The 18,960-nt window shown below is 65.0% G+C and carries 18 protein-coding genes; 9 read left to right on the top strand and 9 right to left on the bottom strand.

The genetic code is table 11. The annotated features are described in order from the left end of the window. Positions 1-36: 36 nt before the first annotated feature. On the bottom strand, positions 37-528 hold the full coding sequence (locus tag EHH60_RS32030) for an NUDIX domain-containing protein (protein ID WP_124163335.1): 492 nt from the start codon (positions 526-528) through the stop codon (positions 37-39). 92 nt (positions 529-620) lie between these two features. On the opposite strand from EHH60_RS32030, the gene EHH60_RS32025 reads away from it, so the two are divergent. Beyond that, complete coding sequence (locus EHH60_RS32025; RefSeq protein ID WP_124163334.1) at positions 621-1,502, top strand: metallophosphoesterase family protein; 882 nt, start codon at positions 621-623, stop codon at positions 1,500-1,502. A 99-nt stretch (positions 1,503-1,601) separates the two neighbouring features. Here EHH60_RS32025 and EHH60_RS32020 read toward each other — a convergent pair whose 3' ends face one another. From EHH60_RS32020 to EHH60_RS32010, 3 genes are all read right to left on the bottom strand, one after another. Next, complete coding sequence (locus EHH60_RS32020) at positions 1,602-2,156, bottom strand: hypothetical protein (RefSeq protein WP_124163333.1); 555 nt, start codon at positions 2,154-2,156, stop codon at positions 1,602-1,604. A 196-nt stretch (positions 2,157-2,352) separates the two neighbouring features. Beyond that, a complete protein-coding gene (locus EHH60_RS32015) occupies positions 2,353-2,565 on the bottom strand; it encodes a DUF4170 domain-containing protein (RefSeq protein ID WP_027575539.1) in 213 nt (70 codons plus the stop codon). A gap of 32 nt (positions 2,566-2,597) precedes the next feature. Beyond that, positions 2,598-4,229 (bottom strand): isocitrate lyase, encoded by a 1,632-nt coding sequence (locus EHH60_RS32010; protein WP_124163332.1) that lies wholly within the window; start codon positions 4,227-4,229, stop codon positions 2,598-2,600. Positions 4,230-4,458: 229 nt separating this feature from the next. On the opposite strand from EHH60_RS32010, the gene EHH60_RS32005 reads away from it, so the two are divergent. Then, positions 4,459-5,904, top strand: coding sequence for a helix-turn-helix domain-containing protein (locus EHH60_RS32005; RefSeq protein WP_124163331.1), 1,446 nt, complete (start codon positions 4,459-4,461; stop codon positions 5,902-5,904). 158 nt (positions 5,905-6,062) lie between these two features. On the opposite strand, the gene EHH60_RS32000 is transcribed toward EHH60_RS32005, so the two are convergent. Beyond that, a complete protein-coding gene (locus EHH60_RS32000; RefSeq protein ID WP_124163330.1) occupies positions 6,063-6,356 on the bottom strand; it encodes an antibiotic biosynthesis monooxygenase in 294 nt (97 codons plus the stop codon). Between the two features lie 227 nt (positions 6,357-6,583). Here EHH60_RS32000 and EHH60_RS31995 point away from each other — a divergent pair, with 227 nt between their 5' ends. Together EHH60_RS31995 and EHH60_RS31990 are read left to right on the top strand one after the other, a co-directional pair. Beyond that, positions 6,584-7,384: a hypothetical protein gene (locus EHH60_RS31995; protein ID WP_124163329.1), complete on the top strand. Its 801-nt coding sequence runs from the start codon at positions 6,584-6,586 to the stop codon at positions 7,382-7,384. A gap of 174 nt (positions 7,385-7,558) precedes the next feature. Next, positions 7,559-7,909, top strand: a complete 351-nt coding sequence (locus EHH60_RS31990) for a hypothetical protein (RefSeq protein ID WP_124163328.1) — start codon at positions 7,559-7,561, stop codon at positions 7,907-7,909. A gap of 5 nt (positions 7,910-7,914) precedes the next feature. Here EHH60_RS31990 and EHH60_RS31985 read toward each other — a convergent pair whose 3' ends face one another. Next, positions 7,915-8,556 carry a tetratricopeptide repeat protein gene (locus tag EHH60_RS31985; protein WP_199752305.1) on the bottom strand — a complete coding sequence of 214 codons (642 nt, stop codon included), beginning with the start codon at positions 8,554-8,556 and terminating at the stop codon, positions 7,915-7,917. Positions 8,557-8,687: 131 nt separating this feature from the next. Then, positions 8,688-9,647 carry a zinc metalloprotease HtpX gene (gene htpX, locus EHH60_RS31980; protein ID WP_124163326.1) on the bottom strand — a complete coding sequence of 320 codons (960 nt, stop codon included), beginning with the start codon at positions 9,645-9,647 and terminating at the stop codon, positions 8,688-8,690. 285 nt (positions 9,648-9,932) lie between these two features. On the opposite strand from htpX, the gene EHH60_RS31975 reads away from it, so the two are divergent. The 5 genes from EHH60_RS31975 (at position 9,933) to EHH60_RS31955 (ending at position 16,530) form a co-directional block, all read left to right on the top strand. Then, positions 9,933-11,279: an HlyD family secretion protein gene (locus EHH60_RS31975; protein WP_124163325.1), complete on the top strand. Its 1,347-nt coding sequence runs from the start codon at positions 9,933-9,935 to the stop codon at positions 11,277-11,279. Next, positions 11,276-13,216 (top strand): glycosyltransferase, encoded by a 1,941-nt coding sequence (locus EHH60_RS31970; RefSeq protein ID WP_124163324.1) that lies wholly within the window; start codon positions 11,276-11,278, stop codon positions 13,214-13,216. The genes EHH60_RS31975 and EHH60_RS31970 overlap by 4 nt, the downstream gene beginning before the upstream one ends. 121 nt (positions 13,217-13,337) lie before the next feature. Further along, complete coding sequence (locus EHH60_RS31965) at positions 13,338-14,636, top strand: lytic murein transglycosylase (protein WP_124163323.1); 1,299 nt, start codon at positions 13,338-13,340, stop codon at positions 14,634-14,636. 110 nt (positions 14,637-14,746) lie between these two features. Beyond that, a complete protein-coding gene (locus EHH60_RS31960) occupies positions 14,747-15,250 on the top strand; it encodes a DUF1993 domain-containing protein (protein ID WP_124163322.1) in 504 nt (167 codons plus the stop codon). Between the two features lie 179 nt (positions 15,251-15,429). Then, a complete protein-coding gene (locus EHH60_RS31955; RefSeq protein ID WP_124163321.1) occupies positions 15,430-16,530 on the top strand; it encodes an alkene reductase in 1,101 nt (366 codons plus the stop codon). 226 nt (positions 16,531-16,756) lie between these two features. Here EHH60_RS31955 and EHH60_RS31950 read toward each other — a convergent pair whose 3' ends face one another. Both EHH60_RS31950 and EHH60_RS31945 read right to left on the bottom strand, forming a co-directional pair. Then, positions 16,757-18,499: an ABC transporter substrate-binding protein gene (locus EHH60_RS31950; RefSeq protein ID WP_199752314.1), complete on the bottom strand. Its 1,743-nt coding sequence runs from the start codon at positions 18,497-18,499 to the stop codon at positions 16,757-16,759. 131 nt (positions 18,500-18,630) lie between these two features. Further along, a complete protein-coding gene (locus EHH60_RS31945) occupies positions 18,631-18,960 on the bottom strand; it encodes a DUF2160 domain-containing protein (RefSeq protein ID WP_124163319.1) in 330 nt (109 codons plus the stop codon).

The raw sequence follows: 18,960 nt of genomic DNA, 5'->3' as shown, positions 1-18,960 counted from the left end.
TGCGGCGGTCGAGCCGGTTACTAGCACAGGCCGTCCTCAGCGCCACGTCGCAATCAAGGGCCGGTCGTCGAGCACTTCCGCGATCCGCAGCCGCGTGCCGGGCGTGGTGCCCTCGGGCAGCGCCGAGATCGCGAAGAACCCGCATTCGACGATCTCGCGGTTGGGCGCGGGCAGGCGGTCCTGCCTGAACTGCCTGACGACGTAGACCGCGACGTGGTCACGGCGGGAGACGTGGCTGTTGAGAAAGATGCCGTGCAGCACCGCGTCTCCGGTGAGATCGATATCGCCCTCCTCCTTGAGCTCGCGCCGCATCGCCTGCTCCATGGTCTCGCCGTGGTCGACGCCGCCGCCGGGCAGATACCAGCCGCTGACGTAGCTGTGCCTGACCAGGAAGACCCGATCCTCGGCATCCAGCACCACGGCGCGGACGCCGAGCGTCATGCCGCGGACGAGCAGGAAATAGGCGTGGAAGAGCCGCCGCAGCAGCGGCTCGGCTTTTCGTCGGACACCGTTCAGACGTTCTCCCATCAGACTTCCCTGCCGCCCCGTTTCAGGCCCTGCTTGCGCGCCGGCTGCGACCTTGCCATTACAGCAGAGCAATAGCGAGGCAATCGCGCGCCATGACTCCCTTCACGCTCGCCCATCTGTCCGACCCGCATCTGCCGCCCTTGCCGAAGCCCCGGCTGATCGAGCTCGCGGGCAAGCGCGCGCTCGGCTATGTCAACTGGACGCGCAACCGCCACAAGTACCAGCGCCGCGAGGTTCTCGACGCACTCGTCGCCGACATGAAGGCGCAGGCGCCCGACCACATCGCGGTGACGGGCGATCTCGTCAACCTCGCGCTGGAGGCGGAATTCGCGCCGGCCCTGCACTGGCTCGAGAGCGTCGGCCCGCCCGAGCACGTGACCGCGATTCCCGGCAACCACGACGCCTATGTCCGTGCCACCTCGCATTGTTTCGACGAGACGTTTGCGCCCTATCTTGCCGACGACGACGGCCGCGTCGGTTTCCCATCCGTGCGCCGGCGCGGGCCGCTCGCGCTGATCAGCCTGTCCACGGCGGTACCGACCCTGCCGCTGATGGCGACGGGCACGCTCGGGCGCGATCAGCTCGCCTCGATCGAAGACGTCCTCGAACGGCTCGCGGCCGAGGACGTCTTCCGCGTGCTGCTGGTGCATCATCCGCTGAAATCCGACTCCCGCCAGAAGCGGATGACGGACGCGCCCGCTTTGCTGGCGCTGCTCAAGCGCCACGGCGTCGAGCTGATCCTGCACGGTCACGACCACGTTCATTCGACGGTGTGGGTCGAGGGTCCCAACGGCACCATTCCCGCGCTCGGCGTCCCCTCGGCCTCCGCGCTCGCGCACGGACGCTACCCGGCGGCGGCATATAATCTGTTGACGATCGAGAAAGACAATGCCGGCTGGCGCTGCGAGCAGACGGTGCGGAGCCTGGGGGCCGGATTCCAGATCGGGCAGATCAAGCATGCGAGGTTGATTTAGACCCGCTGTCATTCCGGGGCGATGCGGCAGCATCGAACCCGGAATCTCGAGATTCCGGGTTCATGCTTCGTATGCCCCGGAATGACGGCCGAGAGAAATCTACCAGCTCCGCAAGGCCGCAAGCAGAGCCACTCCGAACAACGCGGCGGCGCCGAGCACAAATCCGAACACGAACGGCCAGACGCGCGAGCGGCGCGGCGGCACGGTGGCCGGTGCTTGCGGCTCGGGCGGGACCACCATCGCGCGCTCGCGCTCGACCATGCGGCGCGCGACATAGTCGGTGACGGCCTCGACGATCACAGCGGTGTCGTGCGATTCGGCGAGCACGATGCGGCCGAAGCGGGTGTCCTGGACGAAGCGGTACATCCGCTTGTCGCGCCCCATCACGATGTGGGCGACGACGTCGATCCACAGCCGCGGCGTATCGCCTTGGCTGATGCCGCGGTCGAACAGGTCGATCTGATCAGGGACCTGCGCGAACAGGGGATCGAGCGCGTCGTTGAGAATCTCGAGCCGCGCCACCTCGGCGTCCCTGAGATCGACGACGACGCCGGTCCGGTCGGCGGCCTCGATCCGCGCGCGCAGCAATGCATCGCGCAGCCGCACCGGGCGCGGCTGGCCGGGATGGGTCCCGCTGGTCTCGGGCTCTGACATTATCGGCCTCGTCCTCGACTTTCCTGCATTAACCTATCAGCAACCATCCCCTCCGCAAAGGACCACAATTCCAGATACTTACGACGCCCACAGCCGCATCACCTGTACCAAAAACAGACGATCCCACCCAGGCAGGGCCTGGATGGGACCATCCGTCCTTGGGACGTCTTCTTAGGTGAGGTCGGCAGCCGCCTGGTCAGGCTGCCGGAGCGCGCTGCGGTTCTTCCACGATCGAGAAGCGGACGCCGGCCTTGTGGCGGCTCTCTTCCGACACCTCGCGCCAGCAGTCCTCGGCTTCCTTGCGGGACTTGAACGGACCTTTGACCTGGGCCGAGCCTTCCACGAGCTTGTGGAAGTTCATCGAACCGAACTCGCCGCCGATCACCCAGAAATTGCTGCCTTTGGTCATTGTCAGTCTCCTATCGAGAGTAGCGTGGTTCGTTAGCCGAACTGGTTCATCGTATTGTGGGCGCCGCCCGCCTTCAGGGCCGCCTCGCCGGCGAAGTACTCCTTGTGGTCGTCGCCGATGTCGGAGCCGGCCATGTTCTGATGCTTCACGCAGGCGATGCCCTGACGGATCTCGGCGCGCTGAACGTTCTTGACGTAGCCGAGCATGCCCTGCTCGCCGAAATACTCCCTGGCCAGATTGTCGGTCGAGAGCGCCGCCGTGTGGTAGGTCGGCAACGTGATCAGGTGGTGGAAGATGCCGGCGCGCTTGGCCGAATCCGCCTGGAAGGTGCGGATGCGCTCGTCGGCTTCCTTGGCCAGCGGCGTGTCGTCGTACTCCGCCTTCATCAGCTCGGCACGGTTGTACTTGCTGACGTCCTTGCCGGCTTCCTTCATCGCGTCGTAGACCTGCCAACGGAAATTGAGGGTCCAGTTGAACGAGGGCGAGTTGTTGTAGGCCAGCTTCGCGTTCGGAACCACCTTGCGGATGCGATCGACCATCTTCGCGATCTGCTCGATATGCGGCTTCTCGGTCTCGATCCAGAGCAGGTCGGCGCCGTTCTGCAGGGAGGTGATGCAGTCCAGCACGCAACGGTCTTCGCCGGTGCCCGGGCGGAACTGGTAGAGGTTTGACGGCAGCCGCTTCGGACGCATCATCTTGCCGTTGCGGTTGATGATGACGTCGCCGTTGCGGGCGTTCTCCGCCGTGACTTCCTCGCAATCGAGGAAGCTGTTGTACTGGTCGCCGATATCGCCGGGCTTGTGACTGACGGCGATCTGCTGCGTCAGGCCGGCGCCGAGCGAGTCGGTGCGGGTCACGACGATGCCGTCTTCGACGCCGAGCTCGAGGAAGGCGTGGCGGCAGGCGCGGATCTTCGCCAGGAAGACGTCATGCGGCACGGTGACCTTGCCGTCCTGGTGGCCGCACTGCTTCTCGTCCGAGACCTGGTTCTCGATCTGCAGCGCGCAGGCACCCGCCTCGATCATCTTCTTGGCGAGCAGATAGGTCGCCTCCGCATTGCCGAAACCGGCGTCGATGTCTGCGATGACCGGCACGACATGGGTCTGGAAGTTGTCGATCTTCTCGATCAGCTCCTTCTCACGGGTCTTGTCGCCTTCCTTGCGTGCCTTGTCGAGGGCGCGGAAGATGTCGTTCAGCTCGCGCGAGTCCGCCTGGCGCAGGAAGGTGTAGAGCTCCTCGATCAGCGCCGGCACCGAGGTCTTCTCGTGCATCGACTGGTCGGGCAGCGGTCCGAACTCGGAGCGCAGCGCCGCGATCATCCAGCCCGAGAGATAGAGGTAGGTGCGATCGGTCTTGCCGAAGTGCTTCTTGACCGAGATCAGCTTCTGCTGCGCGATGAAACCGTGCCAGCAGCCGAGCGACTGCGTGTACTTGGTGGGGTCGCCGTCATAGGCGGCCATGTCCGCACGCATCAGGGCCGCGGTGTAGCGGGCGACGTCGAGACCGGTCTTGAAGCGGTTCTGCAGGCGCATGCGCGCGACGGCCTCGGCCGACACGCCGTTCCAGGTCGGCTGGGTCTCGAGGAGCGCCTGGGCCGCCTTGACCTCGTCCAGATAGGAGGACGGGCCCTGGAGGGTGCTGATGCCGCGGGGCTGGTAGTTCATGTGCCTGATCCTTTCGCTGACGATGCGATGGCTGGCCATCGACATTCTTGACAGTGCATTGCGAGATGCGTGTCAGGAGCTAAACGCGAAAACGAAAAATTCGGATAGAGGGCTTGTTTCTGATTGGTGATGTCATGTAACATCAGAACATGTAATAGATGTTATTTTGTAAATTTTGTAAATCATTAGGTCAACAAGACTGTCCTTGATGCAGGTGGAGATCTGAGCCATGGCCGCCGAGTCCGGCAAGAAACTCTTCGTCGGCCCGCGCTTCCGGAGAATCCGGCAGCAATTGGGGCTGTCGCAGACCCAGATCGCCGAGGGGCTCGGGATCTCGCCGAGCTATGTCAACCTGATCGAACGCAACCAGCGCCCGGTGACGGCCCAAATCCTGCTGCGCCTGGCCGAGGCCTATGACCTCGACCTGCGCGACCTCGCCACCGCCGACGAGGACCGCTTCTTTGCCGAGCTCAACGAGATCTTCTCCGATCCCTTGTTCCGCCAGATCGACGTGCCCAAGCAGGAGCTGCGCGACCTCGCCGAGCTCTGCCCCGGCGTCACCCACGCCCTGCAGCGGCTCTACGCCGCCTATACCGAGGCGCGCCAAGGCGAGACGCTGGCCGCCGCGCAAATGGCCGACCGCGACGTCGGCACGCGCTATGAGGCCAATCCGGTCGAGCGCGTGCGCGAGCTGATTGAGGCGAACCGCAACTATTTTCCGGAGCTGGAGCAGGCCGCCGAGACTCTGCGCGATGAACTGAACGTCCCGGCCGAAGGGCTGTATGCGGCGCTCGCGGCGCGGCTGCGCGAAAAGCATTCGATCCAGACCCGCATCATGCCTGTGGACGTGATGCGCGAGACGCTCCGGCGCTTCGACCGGCATCGTCGCCAACTCTTGATCTCCGAGCTGGTCGACCAGCCCGGCCGCGCGTTCCAGCTTGCCTTCCAGCTCGGCCTCGGCGAATGCGCGCAAGCCCTGGAGACCATCATCGGCCGCGCCGGTCCGTTGGACGACGCGCCGCGTCGCCTGTTCCGCATCACGCTCGGCAACTATTTTGCAGCGGCGGTGATGATGCCCTACCCTGCGTTCCTGGCCGCAGCCGAAGCGCTCAATTACGACATCCATGTGCTGGCGCAACGCTTCAATTCCGGCTTCGAGCAGGTCTGCCACCGTCTCACCACCCTGCAGCGGCCGAACGCGCGCGGCATTCCGTTCTTCCTTCTGCGTGTCGACAATGCCGGCAACGTCTCGAAGCGCTTCTCCTCCGGCACCTTCCCGTTCTCGAAATTCGGCGGCACCTGCCCGCTGTGGAACGTGCACTCGACCTTCGACACGCCGGACCGCCTGCTCAAGCAGGTGATCGAGCTGCCGGACGGCACGCGCTATTTCTCGATCGCGCAGATGGTACGCCGCCCCGTCGCGCCGCACCCGTTGCCGCAGCCGCGTTTCGCTATCGGCCTCGGCTGCGAGATCCGTCACGCCGCACGACTGACCTATGCCGCCGGCATCGACCTGGAGAAAACCGAGGGCACGCCGATCGGCGTCAACTGCCGCCTGTGCGAGCGCGAAAACTGCGCCCAGCGCGCCGAGCCCCCGATCACGCGCACGCTCATCCTGGACGAGACGACGCGGCGGGTGTCGAGCTTCGCGTTTTCGAATGCACGGGAGCTGTGAGAGGGCGCCGGACCGTGTCCCGGACGCGCTGCAGCGTGTAACGCTGCTGCGCAGAGCCGGGACCCAGGAGCTGCGAATTCCCGTCTCGCATGGGCCCCGGCTCTGCAGCGCACCGCCAAAGTGGCGCTGCGCTGCGTCCGGCACGAAACTATCGTCCCCTACGCCAGCGTATGCACGATCACCGGCCCCGCTGCCGCGCTCGCATGGCCCGCCAGCAACGGCCCCAGATCCTGCTCGATCCAGGCGATCGCACGCCGGTTCGCCTCCTCCGCCTGCTCGAACTTGTCGAAGATCGAGATCGCGGTCACCGTATCGTCGCCGGCATAGACGACGTAGTAGGCGCGGAAACCGTCGACGTCGCTGATGATCGGAACGGCGCCGTCCTTGATGCGGCGCGCCAGCTCTTCCGCACTCCCGCTTTTCGCCTTGGCCTGACGGATGGCGGCATACATGGCATCCTCCTCCGGCTATCTGGACTCTGGGCCTGGTACCCGGAGCGAATGATACGCCGAAGCACGCCGCCGATCCACGCTTGGTTAACCCCGCACTAATCCGCCCGCGCGATCCGCAACCAGGGATTAAGCGCGCCTCAACATCGGCGCCTTAGTCTCGCCCCACTCACGTTTCGCAAACAACGGCGGCCTATTCTGCCGGGCGAAGTGACATCAGGGGGTTCATCATGCGCATTGCGTTGCTGCTGACCGCAACCATTGTCGGCGCACTCTTCGCCAATCCATCCCATGCCGGGTCGCTCGATGCCGAGGCGGCGCAGTCGTTGCCGCCGGGCTTCCAGGGCTACCGCGGCTACATGTTCGACCTGTCGGAGAACTCCGACCGCAAGGACGTCGACAAGCTCACCGACAATCTGAAGCAGCAGATCGATGCCGTCGAAGCGGCCGGCCTGTCGCCGCGCGTGCTGCGCTTCTTCCGCACCGTGCCGATCATCGCGAGCGAGCTCGCCTGCCTCGACGAAGGCGCCGCAACCGCCTGCTACGGCCGCGTCGCTCCCAATGTCGAGCGCCGCGTGCCGCGAACGCTGACGGTGTGGGACCACGACAAGCAGCGCTGGACCAATCCGAACGCCATCGACCTCGCGGTCGATTCGGGGCTCGGCGTCATCATGCTGCGGCCGGACATGATGCGCTACGAAAAGGAGGCCGTGCTGCTGCACGAGCTGCTCCACGCCTATCACGCGCGGCTGCTGCCGGACGGCTACGCCAACAAGGGCGTGATCGCCTATTACGCGCTGGCCAAGTCCAAGGACATGTTGCCCAAGGAAGCCTATGCGATGAAGAATCCCATGGAATTCTTTGCGGTGACCGCCAGCATCTTCCTGGCCGGAAAAAGCGAATTCCACGATCCGAAATCGCGCGAGGCGCTCAAGCAGAAGATGCCGGACTATTACAAATACCTGGTCGGCGTGTTCGGCTTCGACCCCGAGCCGGCGGCATCGAACGGCCCCGTGGCCTCGCTGAAGTGAGGCAGAGCTAGCGTCCTCTCAAGCGAGCCAGCCAAAGAGCCGCGCAAAATGCGCGGCTTTTTTGCTTCGTAAGTCGGAAGCTGCGGATGACGCGCTGGCGGGAATTGCCAAGGCGGGCCCCGATCTGCATAGTCCCGCCGCATCGATATCGTTTTTCGAAGAGGATGAGAGAACATGGCGGACGCCGACCTGGATGTCGTGATCCGGCAATTGGCCAGACAGCTGCATACGGGCCTGATGACCCGCGCCAAGGAGCGGCGGGATCGCTTCAACGGCCTTGCGGCCAAGGCCAAGGGCAAGGAGACCGGCGAGCGCTTCAAGATGATGGCCAAGGCCATCATGGAGCAGGCCACTGCGGCCGCCAAGCGCCTCCAGATGTCCGCCGACAACGTCGCCGACAGCTACGCACGATCGATGCGTCTGGCCGCCAGCACGCCGGTCGCAGTGAAGGTGGAAAAGAAGGCGAAGGAAAAGCCCGAGAAGAAGGCCAAGGCGAAGAAGGCTAAGGCCAAGAAGGCGAAGTAACCCACTTACCGCGGCGGCGCAGAGACCCGGGTCGGCTCGGCGCTGGCGAGCTCGGCGAGCTTGGCGCGCGCTGCCTCTCGCGCTCCGCCGCTCTTGCCGGCAGGCAGCGCCAGCGCGGCCTCGAAATCGGCGCGGGCATCGTCGGCCTGGCCGCGGGCGAGGAACGCGAGGCCGCGATCGAGACGGGCCTGCGCGTCGGAGGGATCGAGGCGGACCGCCGTGCTGTAGCTCAGGATGGCGCGATCGAGATCGCCCATGGCGACGAGCGCAAGACCACGCTGGTGATAGGGCGCGGCGAGCTTGGGATCATGCGCGATCGCCTCGTCATAATCCGCAATGGCCCCCTCGAGTTCGCCGTTTTGCCGGCGCGCCAGCGCCCGCTCGCGATAGAGCGAGGCGCGGTTGGGATTGAGATGGATGGCCTCGTCGAAATCGGCGATCGCCCGCCCGAAGTCGCCGTGACGCAGCGCGATCCGTCCGCGTCCCTCATAGGCAAAGGCGATCAGCGAGCCACGGAGCGGCGAGAATCCGATCACGGCCGAGCAGATGTCGGGATCGTCCTCGTCGCCGCAATTGACGACCATGTGCGTGGACAGGCCGACGAGCACGCAAAGAACGATCAGCAAGGGTATGGCAGCTCTGGTCATCTTCGACGGCGGCCGGCAGAGGGCCGGCCACGCATCCCCTTTCGAAGGAATGGTCACGTCGAGGTGTTAGCACCGGCCGGGACGACCCTATGTGCGCGAAGTCACAAAGCCGCAAATCCTCACCGGTTCCGTTAGCCCCAGGGACCGCGGGAAGGACCGCGGGAAGATCCACGTGACGAGGAGCGGCCCCAGGGACCGCGCGGCGGGTAGTTCTCGTTGGCCCCGACCGACGGCGCCGCCCGCCCGCCGAGCTCGGCCGCGAGTTGCTGGAGGGCGGCGACACGGTTCTGCGTCGAAGGATGGGTGGCGAACAGGTTGTCCACGCCGTGGCCCGACAGCGGATTGATGATGAACATGTGCGCGGTCGCGGGATTCCGTTCGGCCTCGTAGTTCGGCACCTGATGCGCGGCACCCTCGATCTTCACCAGCGCGGAGGCCAGCCACATCGGCTGGCCCACGATGCGCGCGCCGAGATTGTCGGCGGCGTATTCGCGGGTGCGGCTGATCGCCATCTGCACCAGCATGGCGCCGAGCGGAGCAAGGATCATCATCAGGATCGAGCCGACGATGCCCAGACCATTGTTGTTCTCGCGATTGCCGCCGAAGAACATGCCGAACTGGGCCAGCATGGAGATCGCGCCCGCGATGGTCGCGGTGATGGTCATCAGAAGCGTGTCATGATGCTTGATGTGCGCGAGCTCGTGCGCGATCACGCCTGCGAGCTCCTCGCGGCTGAGCTGGTTCATCAGGCCGGTGGTGATGGCGACCGCGGCGTTCTCGGGGTTGCGGCCGGTCGCGAACGCATTGGGCTGCAGCTCGTCCATCACGAACACGCGCGGCATCGGCAAGCCGGCACGGCCCGCAAGCTCGGCGACGAGGCCGACCAGCTCCGGTGCGGTCGAACGGTCGACCTCATGGGCGCCGTACATCGACAGCACCATGCGGTCGGAGTTCCAGTAGGTGAAGAGATTGGTCGCGGCGGCAATGACGAGCGCGATCATGGCGCCCGAGGCGCCGCCAATGAGATAGCCGACGCCCATGAACAGGGCGGTCAGGCCTGCGAGCAGCATTGCGGTACGAAAATAGTTCATGGCCGTCTCCTAAGACCGGCCGCGGGCGAACCTCCGGCCGGCATCCACGAGGTATGAATGCGGCGGGAGACCGCAAGGTTCGTGCGTCGCCGAGCCGCAGATCCAGGGCAGTGCGGCCAGCCTTTCGGCCCCGCTAAACCTTGACGGTTATTTGCACAAAAACACACGTTGGCATTTAGCAACCTGGAAAGCGCAGCATTGGCTTAATCCGCGGTTGCCGGGCACCTCGCACGGTTCTTGTGCATTGGCCGGTTCCGTTGGCATCTCGTCAGCAAGGTGACCGTCATGATGGACCGCTCACGCGCCGCTTCCGTCGATCCCACATCCACTCCCACCCCTAACGAGAGCCAGACTGACGCGAAGGGCTTGCAGGAGGCGCTGCACGAGCAGCTGTTCGCCAATGACGAGCCCAGCCATGCGCCGGACGGGCAGACGGCGCCGGAATCCGGACGTCGCTGGTCGTATCTGCGGCGCGGTGCCAAGATCGCCATCGGGCTCGCCATCGTCGCCGTGTTCGGCTGGCTGCCGCTGCGCGCGATCTGGGAGAATTCGAGTGTCGAGGCGGTGCTGAACTCCCGCCTCGTCACCTTGCGCACGCCGATCGGCGGCCGTGTGGCGGCTGCTCAGCGCGTCAGCGACCAGGCCAAGCTCGAAGCCGGAACCGTGGTTCTGCGCGTCGTGAACTCGCGCAGCGATCGGACCCGGCTCGACGATCTCCGGCGGCAGAAAGCGCGCCTCGAGAACGAGCGGCCGAGCCTTGCCGCCAAGCTTGCCTTGGCCCAGGCCGCACAAAAGGATCTTGCGCGGCAGGCCGCGCAATTCCGCGACGGACGCGTGCTCCAGCTCGAGGCCCGCATCGCCGAGATCCAGACCTCGATCGAGGCGGCGGCGGCGCGGCGCGAGGAGGCCAGCGCCACCGTCGAACGAGCCTCGGCGCTGGCCAGATCCGGGAATGTCTCGACCGTCGAGCTGTCGCGGCTGACGCGCGAGCTCTCTGTGTCACAGCAGACCGAGCTCGGCGCGCGCAAGCGGCTGGATGCCGCCAGGGTCGAGCTCGCCGCGGCGCAGAACGGCTCGTTCCTCGGCGACAGCTATAACGACCGGCCGAGCTCGGTGCAGCGCGAAGAGGAGATGCGTCAGCGCGCCGGCGACCTCGAGGCCGATCTTGCTCGCACCGACACCGAGATCGCCTGGCTCGCCAACGAGATCATCGTCGAGGAGGTCCGTTTCGCCGATATGTCGGAAGCCAACATCACGACACCCGTCGCGGGGCGTGTCTGGGAGATGATGACCTCGCCGGGCGAGGACGTGCAGGCCGGCCAGCCCCTGCTCAAGGTGCTCGATTGCAGCGGCGCCGTCATCACCGCCAATGTCACCGAGAACGTCTACAACCGCTTGCACCTCGGCGATCACGCCACCTTCGAGCCGAATGATGACGGCGCGCCGATCTCCGGCACCGTGGTCAATCTCACCGGCGCCGCCGGCGCGCCCGCCAATCTCGCCATCAACCCGGATGCGCTGAGCAAGGAGCCCTATCGCGTGACCGTGGCATCGCGCGATGCCGCGACCCGCGCCTGCACCGTGGGACGCACCGGCCGCGTCGTGTTCGCCCGGCATGAGTCCACGCCGTGACGGCGGCGCTGACGCCCGGCCTGATTGCGCTCGGCGCCTTCATGGCGATCGTTCCGCTGCTCAGGCGCGACAGCACGATGGCGCGCTCGTGCGTGGCCGTCGTGTCGGTGGCGTTGCTGCTGCGCTATCTCCATTGGCGCATCACCTCGACGCTCCCGCCGCCGCATCTGACTGTCGACGCTGTGATCGGCTACCCTTTCATGCTGCTGGAGGCAGCCTCGCTGGTCGCGGTCGTGTTGTCGCTGCTGTTCCTGAGCCGGACGCGCGACCGCACCGGGGCGGCGAAGATCGACGGCCGCGCCACCGACCCGCGTGCGCCGTTGATCGACGTCTTCATCTGCACCTACAACGAGGAACGGTCGATCCTCGAGCGCACCATCATCGGCGCGACCGGCATGGCCTATGGCCACTACCGCGTCTGGGTACTGGACGACGGACGGCGGCCCTGGCTACGGCGCCTTTCGGGCGAACTCGGCTGCCACTATCTCACGCGGCACGATAACCTCCACGCGAAGGCCGGCAACATCAACCATGCACTCAGGCATGTCGGCGCGCTGCCGGAGCGGCCGGAATTCGTCGCCATTCTCGATGCGGACTTCGTGCCGCGGCCCGATTTCCTTGCGCGTACCATCCCGCTCATGGACGACGAGTCGGTCGGCGTGGTGCAGACGCCGCAGCACTTCATCAATCCAGATCCGATCCAGACCAACCTCGCCGCGACCGATGTCTGGCCCGACGAGCAACGCTTTTTCTTCGACATCCTGCTGCCGGCCAAGGACGCCTGGGGCGTCGCGTTTTGTTGCGGCACCTCGTCCCTCATTCGCTATGCCGGACTGATGCAGATCGGCGGATTTCCGATCGATTCGGTGACCGAGGACTACCTCGTCACGCTGCGCCTCAAGGAATGCGGCCTCAACACGATCTATCTCAACGAGCGCCTGACGATCGGGCTCGCGCCGGAGGGGCTGAAGGAATACATCACCCAGCGCGCACGCTGGTGCCTCGGCTTGATGCAGATCGTGCGCGGTCGCAGCGGACCGCTCTCGCGGGACTCGAAGCTGTCCCTTATAGACCGGCTCTCGCTGACCGACGCCTTCATGAGCTGGTCGGCGGTCTACGCCGCGAAGGTGGCGGGCCTCGTCGTGCCCTGGTTGTTCCTGCTTTTCGGCATCAAGGCGGTTCAGGCCGACCTCACCGAGCTGTTGCGCTTCTTTCTGCCGTTCTATGTCTGGCATGGTCTCAGCATGGCCTGGCTGTCGCGCGGCCGCTCGCTGGCGATGATGACGGATGTCTCGCAGCTCATCGCGGCGCCTGCAGTGCTCACGGCGGTGGCGATCGGACTGTTGAAGCCGACAGGACACAAGTTCAAGGTCACCGCGAAAGGCGGCGACCGCAACAGGCGATTCGTCGAATGGCCGCTGCTGCGGCTCTATGGCAGCGCGCTCGTCGTCACGCTCGCAGCCATCGCCTATGCCTTCATCCTGCACCTGCGCGGCGAGAACGTCGCCTATGGCGGACTGGCCCTGGCCTGGAGCCTCTATAACGCGGTCATCCTCACCGTGGTCTGCTTCGTCTGCATCGAGCAGCCGCGCAAGCGAAAGGCGGAGCGGTTCAGCCGCAATGAGACCGTCCTGCTGCGTCACGGCGGCAGGTCGCATCTCGCGCGGCTCGGCGACATCTCCATCACGGGCGCCCGCCTGATCGATCCCGATCCGCCGGCGCCGGGCAGCACGATCGAATGCCGAATCTACGGCCGCCCGATCGCGGCCGTCGTGGTGCGGCGGACGGCGGACGGATTCGCCGTGCGGTTCGAGGAAGGCATGGATACGCGCGTGCACGCGATCAGGGCATTCTATGCCGGCGAGTATGTTCGCGCCTTTCGGGGAGTGAGGGCGCTCCCGGTCGGGAAAGCGTTGCTGATGCGGCTGTTCGGCTAGGCCGACGCAACATCACCTGCGTTTCCTCTGCTGGTGGAGCATCGAAAGGATGGCTTGAGGCCATCAATTCTCCTAAACTTCAGGCGAATCCACGCCAGTCCTTTTCCCCGCCGGAACCCCTATGGTCCAGACCCGATTTCTGATCGCGGCCGTCACGCTTTTCGCATGTACCGCCACCGCTTCCGCCCAGATGCTTCCACCTCCCGCCAGGCCCGCAGCGCCCAAGGCGCCCTCGCCGCGCGCAGCTTCGTGCCACAATGGCGCGAGCTTCGATCGTTTCCTGGCCGACGTGAAGCAACAGGCGGTGGCCGCCGGCGTGTCGCAGCGGACGATCGCAGAGGCCTCGCCGTATCTCGTCTACGACCAGGGCATCGTCAATCGCGACCGCGGCCAGCGCGTGTTCGGCCAGCTCTTCACCGAATTTGCCGGCCGCATGGCCGCCCCCTATCGCATGCAGAACGGGCAGCAGCATATCAAGCGATACGCCGCAGCGTTTGCACGCGCCGAAAAGGAATATGGCGTGCCGCCGGCCGTGATTGCCGCCTTCTGGGGCCTCGAGAGCGATTTCGGCGCCAACATGGGCAATCTGCCGACGCTGAAATCGCTGGTGTCGCTCGCCTATGACTGCCGCCGCTCCGAGATGTTCGTGGGCGAGACCATCGCCGCGCTGAAGATCATCGACCGCGGCGATCTGCATCCCGACGAGATGATCGGCTCCTGGGCCGGCGAGCTCGGGCAGACGCAATTCCTGCCCGTGCACTACGTGAACTATGCGGTCGATTATGACGGCGACGGACGGCGCGACCTGCTGCGCTCGCCAGCCGACGTGATCGGCTCGACCGCGAACTACATCGCCAATGGTTTGAAGTGGCGGCGCGGCGAGCCGTGGCTGGAGGAGATCAAGGTGCCCTCCAACCTGCCGTGGGAGAAGACCGATCTCACGGCGCGCGAGCCGCGCTCGACATGGGCGCAGATGGGCGTCACCTATCCCGACGGACGTCCGCTGCCGAGTGACAACCTTTCGGCATCCGTGCTGCTGCCGATGGGACGCCATGGTCCCGCCTTCCTGGCCTATCCGAATTTCGCGGCCTACACCGAGTGGAATAACTCGCTGATCTACTCGACCACGGCGGGCTATCTCGCCTCGCGCATTGCCGGTGCCGCGCCGATGCGCAAGCCGTCGGCGCCGGTCGCGCAATTGCCGTTCAACGAGCTCAAGGAATTGCAGCAGCTGCTGGTGCGTGCCGGCTTCAATGTCGGCAAGGTCGACGGCGTACTCGGTCAGCAGAGCCGCGCTGCGGTGAAGGCGATGCAGATCAAGTACGGCCTGCCGGCCGATTCCTGGCCGACGGCCGAGCTCCTCGCCCGCATGCGCGGCGGCAGCACGGCGCAAGCGCAGCCCCAGGCGACGATTCGGTAGAATTTTCGCACTGCACAGGCCACTTGCGACGATTGTATTTTTCCGTGAGCCCCCCATGTGAGTGACTCAGGTTTTCTCCTGAGATTTCCCACCATTGAAGCGAGCATCACATGTCCTTCTACGACGCCGTCGTCCCCGCCTATCTGCAGATGCTGAACAGCGTGACCGGGCTGCTCACCAAAGCTGAGGCGCATTGCGCGGCGAAAAAGATCGATCCCGGCGTCCTGCTCGGCTCGCGCCTGTTCCCGGACATGTTGCCGTTGTCGAGGCAGGTCCAGCTCGTCAGCGATTTTGCCGCCAAGGGCTGCGCCCGGCTCACTCACAGCGAAGTGCCCACGACGCCCGACACCGAGACCAGCTTCGCGGAATTGAAGCAGCGGCTCGCGAAGACGATCGACTACGTCAAGTCGTTCAAGCCCGAGCAGTTCGAAGGCGCCGATGCCAGGGACGTCACCTTCCCGGCTGGGCCCGACAAATCCATCACCATGAAAGGCCAGCAATTCCTGAGCTCGTTCTCGCTGCCGAATTTCTATTTCCACGCCGCGACCGCCCATGGCATCCTGCGTCACAACGGCGTCGAAATCGGCAAGCGCGACTTCATGGGGACGAACTGATTTTCCGGATCGCACGGCCGCGTAGCGAAATTCCGCTGCTGCGGCCGGAATTGCACATGAATTATGCTGCGCGGGCGCTGCCGCGCAGCTCGCCTGCACTTTCCGTATGGCTCATCCCTTGCGCCTGATGTCGCGATGCACAAGTGTTCGGGACCTCTCACCGCCTGGAAGCATTTCCCATGAGCCGTTCGACGAAATTGTTCGAGACCTACAAGCTCGGCCCCATCACGCTGGCCAATCGCCTGGTGATGGCGCCGCTGACGCGCAACCGTGCCGTGCCCGGCACGTTCGTTCCGAGTCCGCTGGCGGCCGACTATTACGGCCAGCGCGCCTCCGCAGGGCTCCTGATCACCGAAGCGAGCCAGGTCTCGCAGCAGGGCCAAGGCTATCAGGACACGCCCGGCATCTATACCAAGGATCAGGTCGCCGGCTGGCGCAAGGTCACGGATCGCGTGCATGAGCGCGGCGGCAAGATCTTCATCCAGCTCTGGCATGTCGGCCGCATCTCGCATGTCGACCTCCAGGCGAATGGCGCCGCTCCGGTCGCGCCGAGCGCGATCCGCGCCAAGGGCAAGACCTTCGTCAACGGCACCTTCGCCGACGTCTCCGAGCCGCGCGCGCTCGAACTCTCCGAAATTCCCGGGATTATCGACGACTTCAAGCGTGCGACGAAGAACGCCCTGGAAGCCGGCTTCGACGGCGTCGAGATCCACGGCGCCAACGGCTATCTGCTCGACCAGTTCGCGCGGGACGGCGCCAACAAGCGCACCGATGCCTATGGCGGCTCCATCGAGAACCGCGCCAGGCTGATGTTGGAAGTCGCCAACGCCGTCGCCGCAGAGGCCGGCGGCGATCGCACCGGCATTCGTATCTCGCCGGTGACGCCGGCCAACGACCTCTCGGACAGCAACCCGCAACCGCTGTTCGATCACATCGTCGACGGCCTCAGCGCGCTCAAGCTGGTCTATCTCCATGTCGTCGAGGGTGCCACCGGCGGGCCGCGCGACATTGCACCGTTCGACTATGCGTCCCTGCGCAAGCGCTTCGCCGGCGCCTACGTCGCCAACAACGGCTATGATTTCGACCTCGCGACCAAGGTGCTGGACGCGAACGCGGCCGATCTCATCGCCTTCGGCAAGCCGTTCATCTCCAACCCCGACCTGGTCGAACGGCTGAAGCGGGGCGCGGCGCTGAACGACTGGGACAAGAACACGTTCTACGGCGGCGGCGCGAAGGGATACACGGATTATCCGACGCTGGCGGCCGAGCCGGCGGAGTGAGGTTCCGCGCTCTCCGCCGTCATTGCGAGGAGCGCTTGCGACGAAACAATCCAGAATCTTTCCGAGGTGACAGCCTGGATTGCTTCGCGAAGCCTGTCATCGGGCCGCGCTTCGCGCGGACCCGTTGGCTCGCAAGGACGATGTGGAGACGGCGTGCCGAATTGACGAAAAAGAAAAAGGCCGGGATCGCTCCCGGCCTTTCGTGTTTTGATGCTGTGTGTGCCGATTACTTCGCTTCGACGCGCTTGGGTGGGCTCGCCGGCCACGACTTGATCAGCGTGTCGTAGTCGACCGTCTCACCCTTCGGCTTCTCGTTGGCGAGCTTGCGCTGGGGCGCGACGGTGCCGTCCTTCTCGGCCTTGGCGAACCAGTACTCCGGCTTCTCCTTCTTGTGGAGCTTCGGACCGCAGGCGCCCTGCACGCCGGACTTCTCCAGGCGCTCCATGACGGAATCCTGAGCGGCGGCCAGCGCATCCATCGCGGCTTGCGGCGTCTTCGCACCGGACGAGGCGTCGCCGATGTTCTGCCACCAGAGCTGCGCGAGCTTCGGATAGTCGGGCACGTTGTTGCCGGTCGGGGTCCACTGCACACGCGCGGGCGAGCGGTAGAACTCGATCAGGCCGCCGAGCTTCGGCGCACGCTCGGTGAACGACTTATCCCAGATGTCGGATTCACGGACGAAGGTGAGACCGACATGGCTCTTCTTCAAGCTTACCGACTTGGAGACGATGAACTGGAGATAGAGCCAGGCCGCCTTGCGGCGGTCCGGCGGGGTCGACTTCAGCAGCGTGAGCGAACCGGCGTCCTGGTAGCCGAGCTTCATGCCTTCCTTCCAGTAGGCGCCGTGCGGCGAAGGAGCCATGCGCCATTTCGGCGTACCGTCCGCGTTCATCACGGCGATGCCCGGCTTCACCATGTCGGCGGTGAAGGCGGTGTACCAGAACATCTGCTGGGCGATGTTGCCCTGCGCCGGCACGGGACCGGACTCGGAGAAGGTCATGCCCTGGGCCTGCGGCGGCGCGTACTTCTTCATCCACTCGAGATATTTGGTGATCGAGTAGACCGCCGCCGGTCCGTTGGTATCGCCACCGCGCTCGACGGAAGAGCCCACCGGACGGCAGCCCTCCATGCGGATGCCCCATTCGTCGACCGGCAGACCGTTCGGAATGCCCTTGTCGCCGTTGCCGGCCATCGACAGCCAGGCGTCGGTGAAGCGCCAGCCCAGCGAGGGGTCCTTCTTGCCATAGTCCATATGGCCATAGACCTTGACGCCGTTGATCTCCTTGACGTCGTTGGTGAAGAACTCGGCGATGTCCTCATAGGCGGACCAGTTCACGGGCACGCCAAGCTCGTAGCCGTACTTGGCCTTGAACCTGGCCTTGAAGTCGGGATTGGTGAACCAGTCGTAGCGGAACCAGTAGAGGTTGGCGAACTGCTGGTCGGGCAGCTGATAGAGCTTGCCGTCCGGCCCGGTGCCGAACGACTTGCCGATGAAGTCGTTGACGTCGAGCATGGGGTCGGTGACGTCCTTGCCCTCGCCCGTCATGTAGTCCGACAGCGCGATGGTCTGACCGTAGCGGAAATGGGTGCCGATCAGGTCGGAGTCGTTGATCCAGCCGTCATAGACGTTCTTGCCGGACTGCATCTGGGTCTGGAGCTTCTCGACGACGTCACCTTCCTGGATGAGATCGTGCTTGAGCTTGATGCCGGTGAGTTCGGAGAACGCCTTGGCGAGCGTCTGCGCCTCGTATTCATGAGTCGTGATGGTCTCGGAGACGACGTTGATCTCCATGCCCTTGAAGGGCTCGGCCGCCTTTGCGAACCACTCCAGCTCCTTCTTCTGATCCTCCTTCGACAGCGTCGAAGGCTGGAATTCCGCGATCCATTTCTGGATCACGGCCTCGTCGGCGGCGCGCACCGGCGCCGACATGGCGAGTGACACCGCAAGAAGCGCGGCGGTGCTGGACATGGTCAAAAAGCTATTCTTGGTCAATGGACCTTTCCTTCTCCTAAACTGTCGCATGTTGTTCCTCCGTTGCAGCGACAAACTTTTATACAGGCCCGGGTTGGCCCCCGGATCTGGCCGTCCCTTCGCGAGTTTCAGACCGTGCGGAAGATGAGCGCGGCCGTGACCAGCGAAATTCCACTTGCGAGCCACAGGCTCGAAATCTCAAAACCCTCCTCGCCGACCGGCAGCGTGGCAATGGGATCGGTGCCGACGAGACCGATCCACACGAGATGGATGACGGCGGCCGCGATTAGCGAGATGAACAGGCGATCGCCGCGCGTGGTCGGGATCCGCAGCACGCCGACGCGCTCGGCCTCGGGATAGACCGCGGCGAGCCAGGTCATCACGGCCAGGGTGCAGGCGAGCGCGACGAAGAAGATCGCGGTCGGCAGTGTCCAGGCCATCCATGCGATAGATTCCAT

Origin of the sequence: Bradyrhizobium sp. RP6 (assembly GCF_003837805.1) — a bacterium.
GTDB lineage: Bacteria > Pseudomonadota > Alphaproteobacteria > Rhizobiales > Xanthobacteraceae > Bradyrhizobium.
The sequence above is the reverse complement of the archived record's forward strand: the minus strand, read 5'-3'. Positions and strand labels throughout refer to the sequence as shown.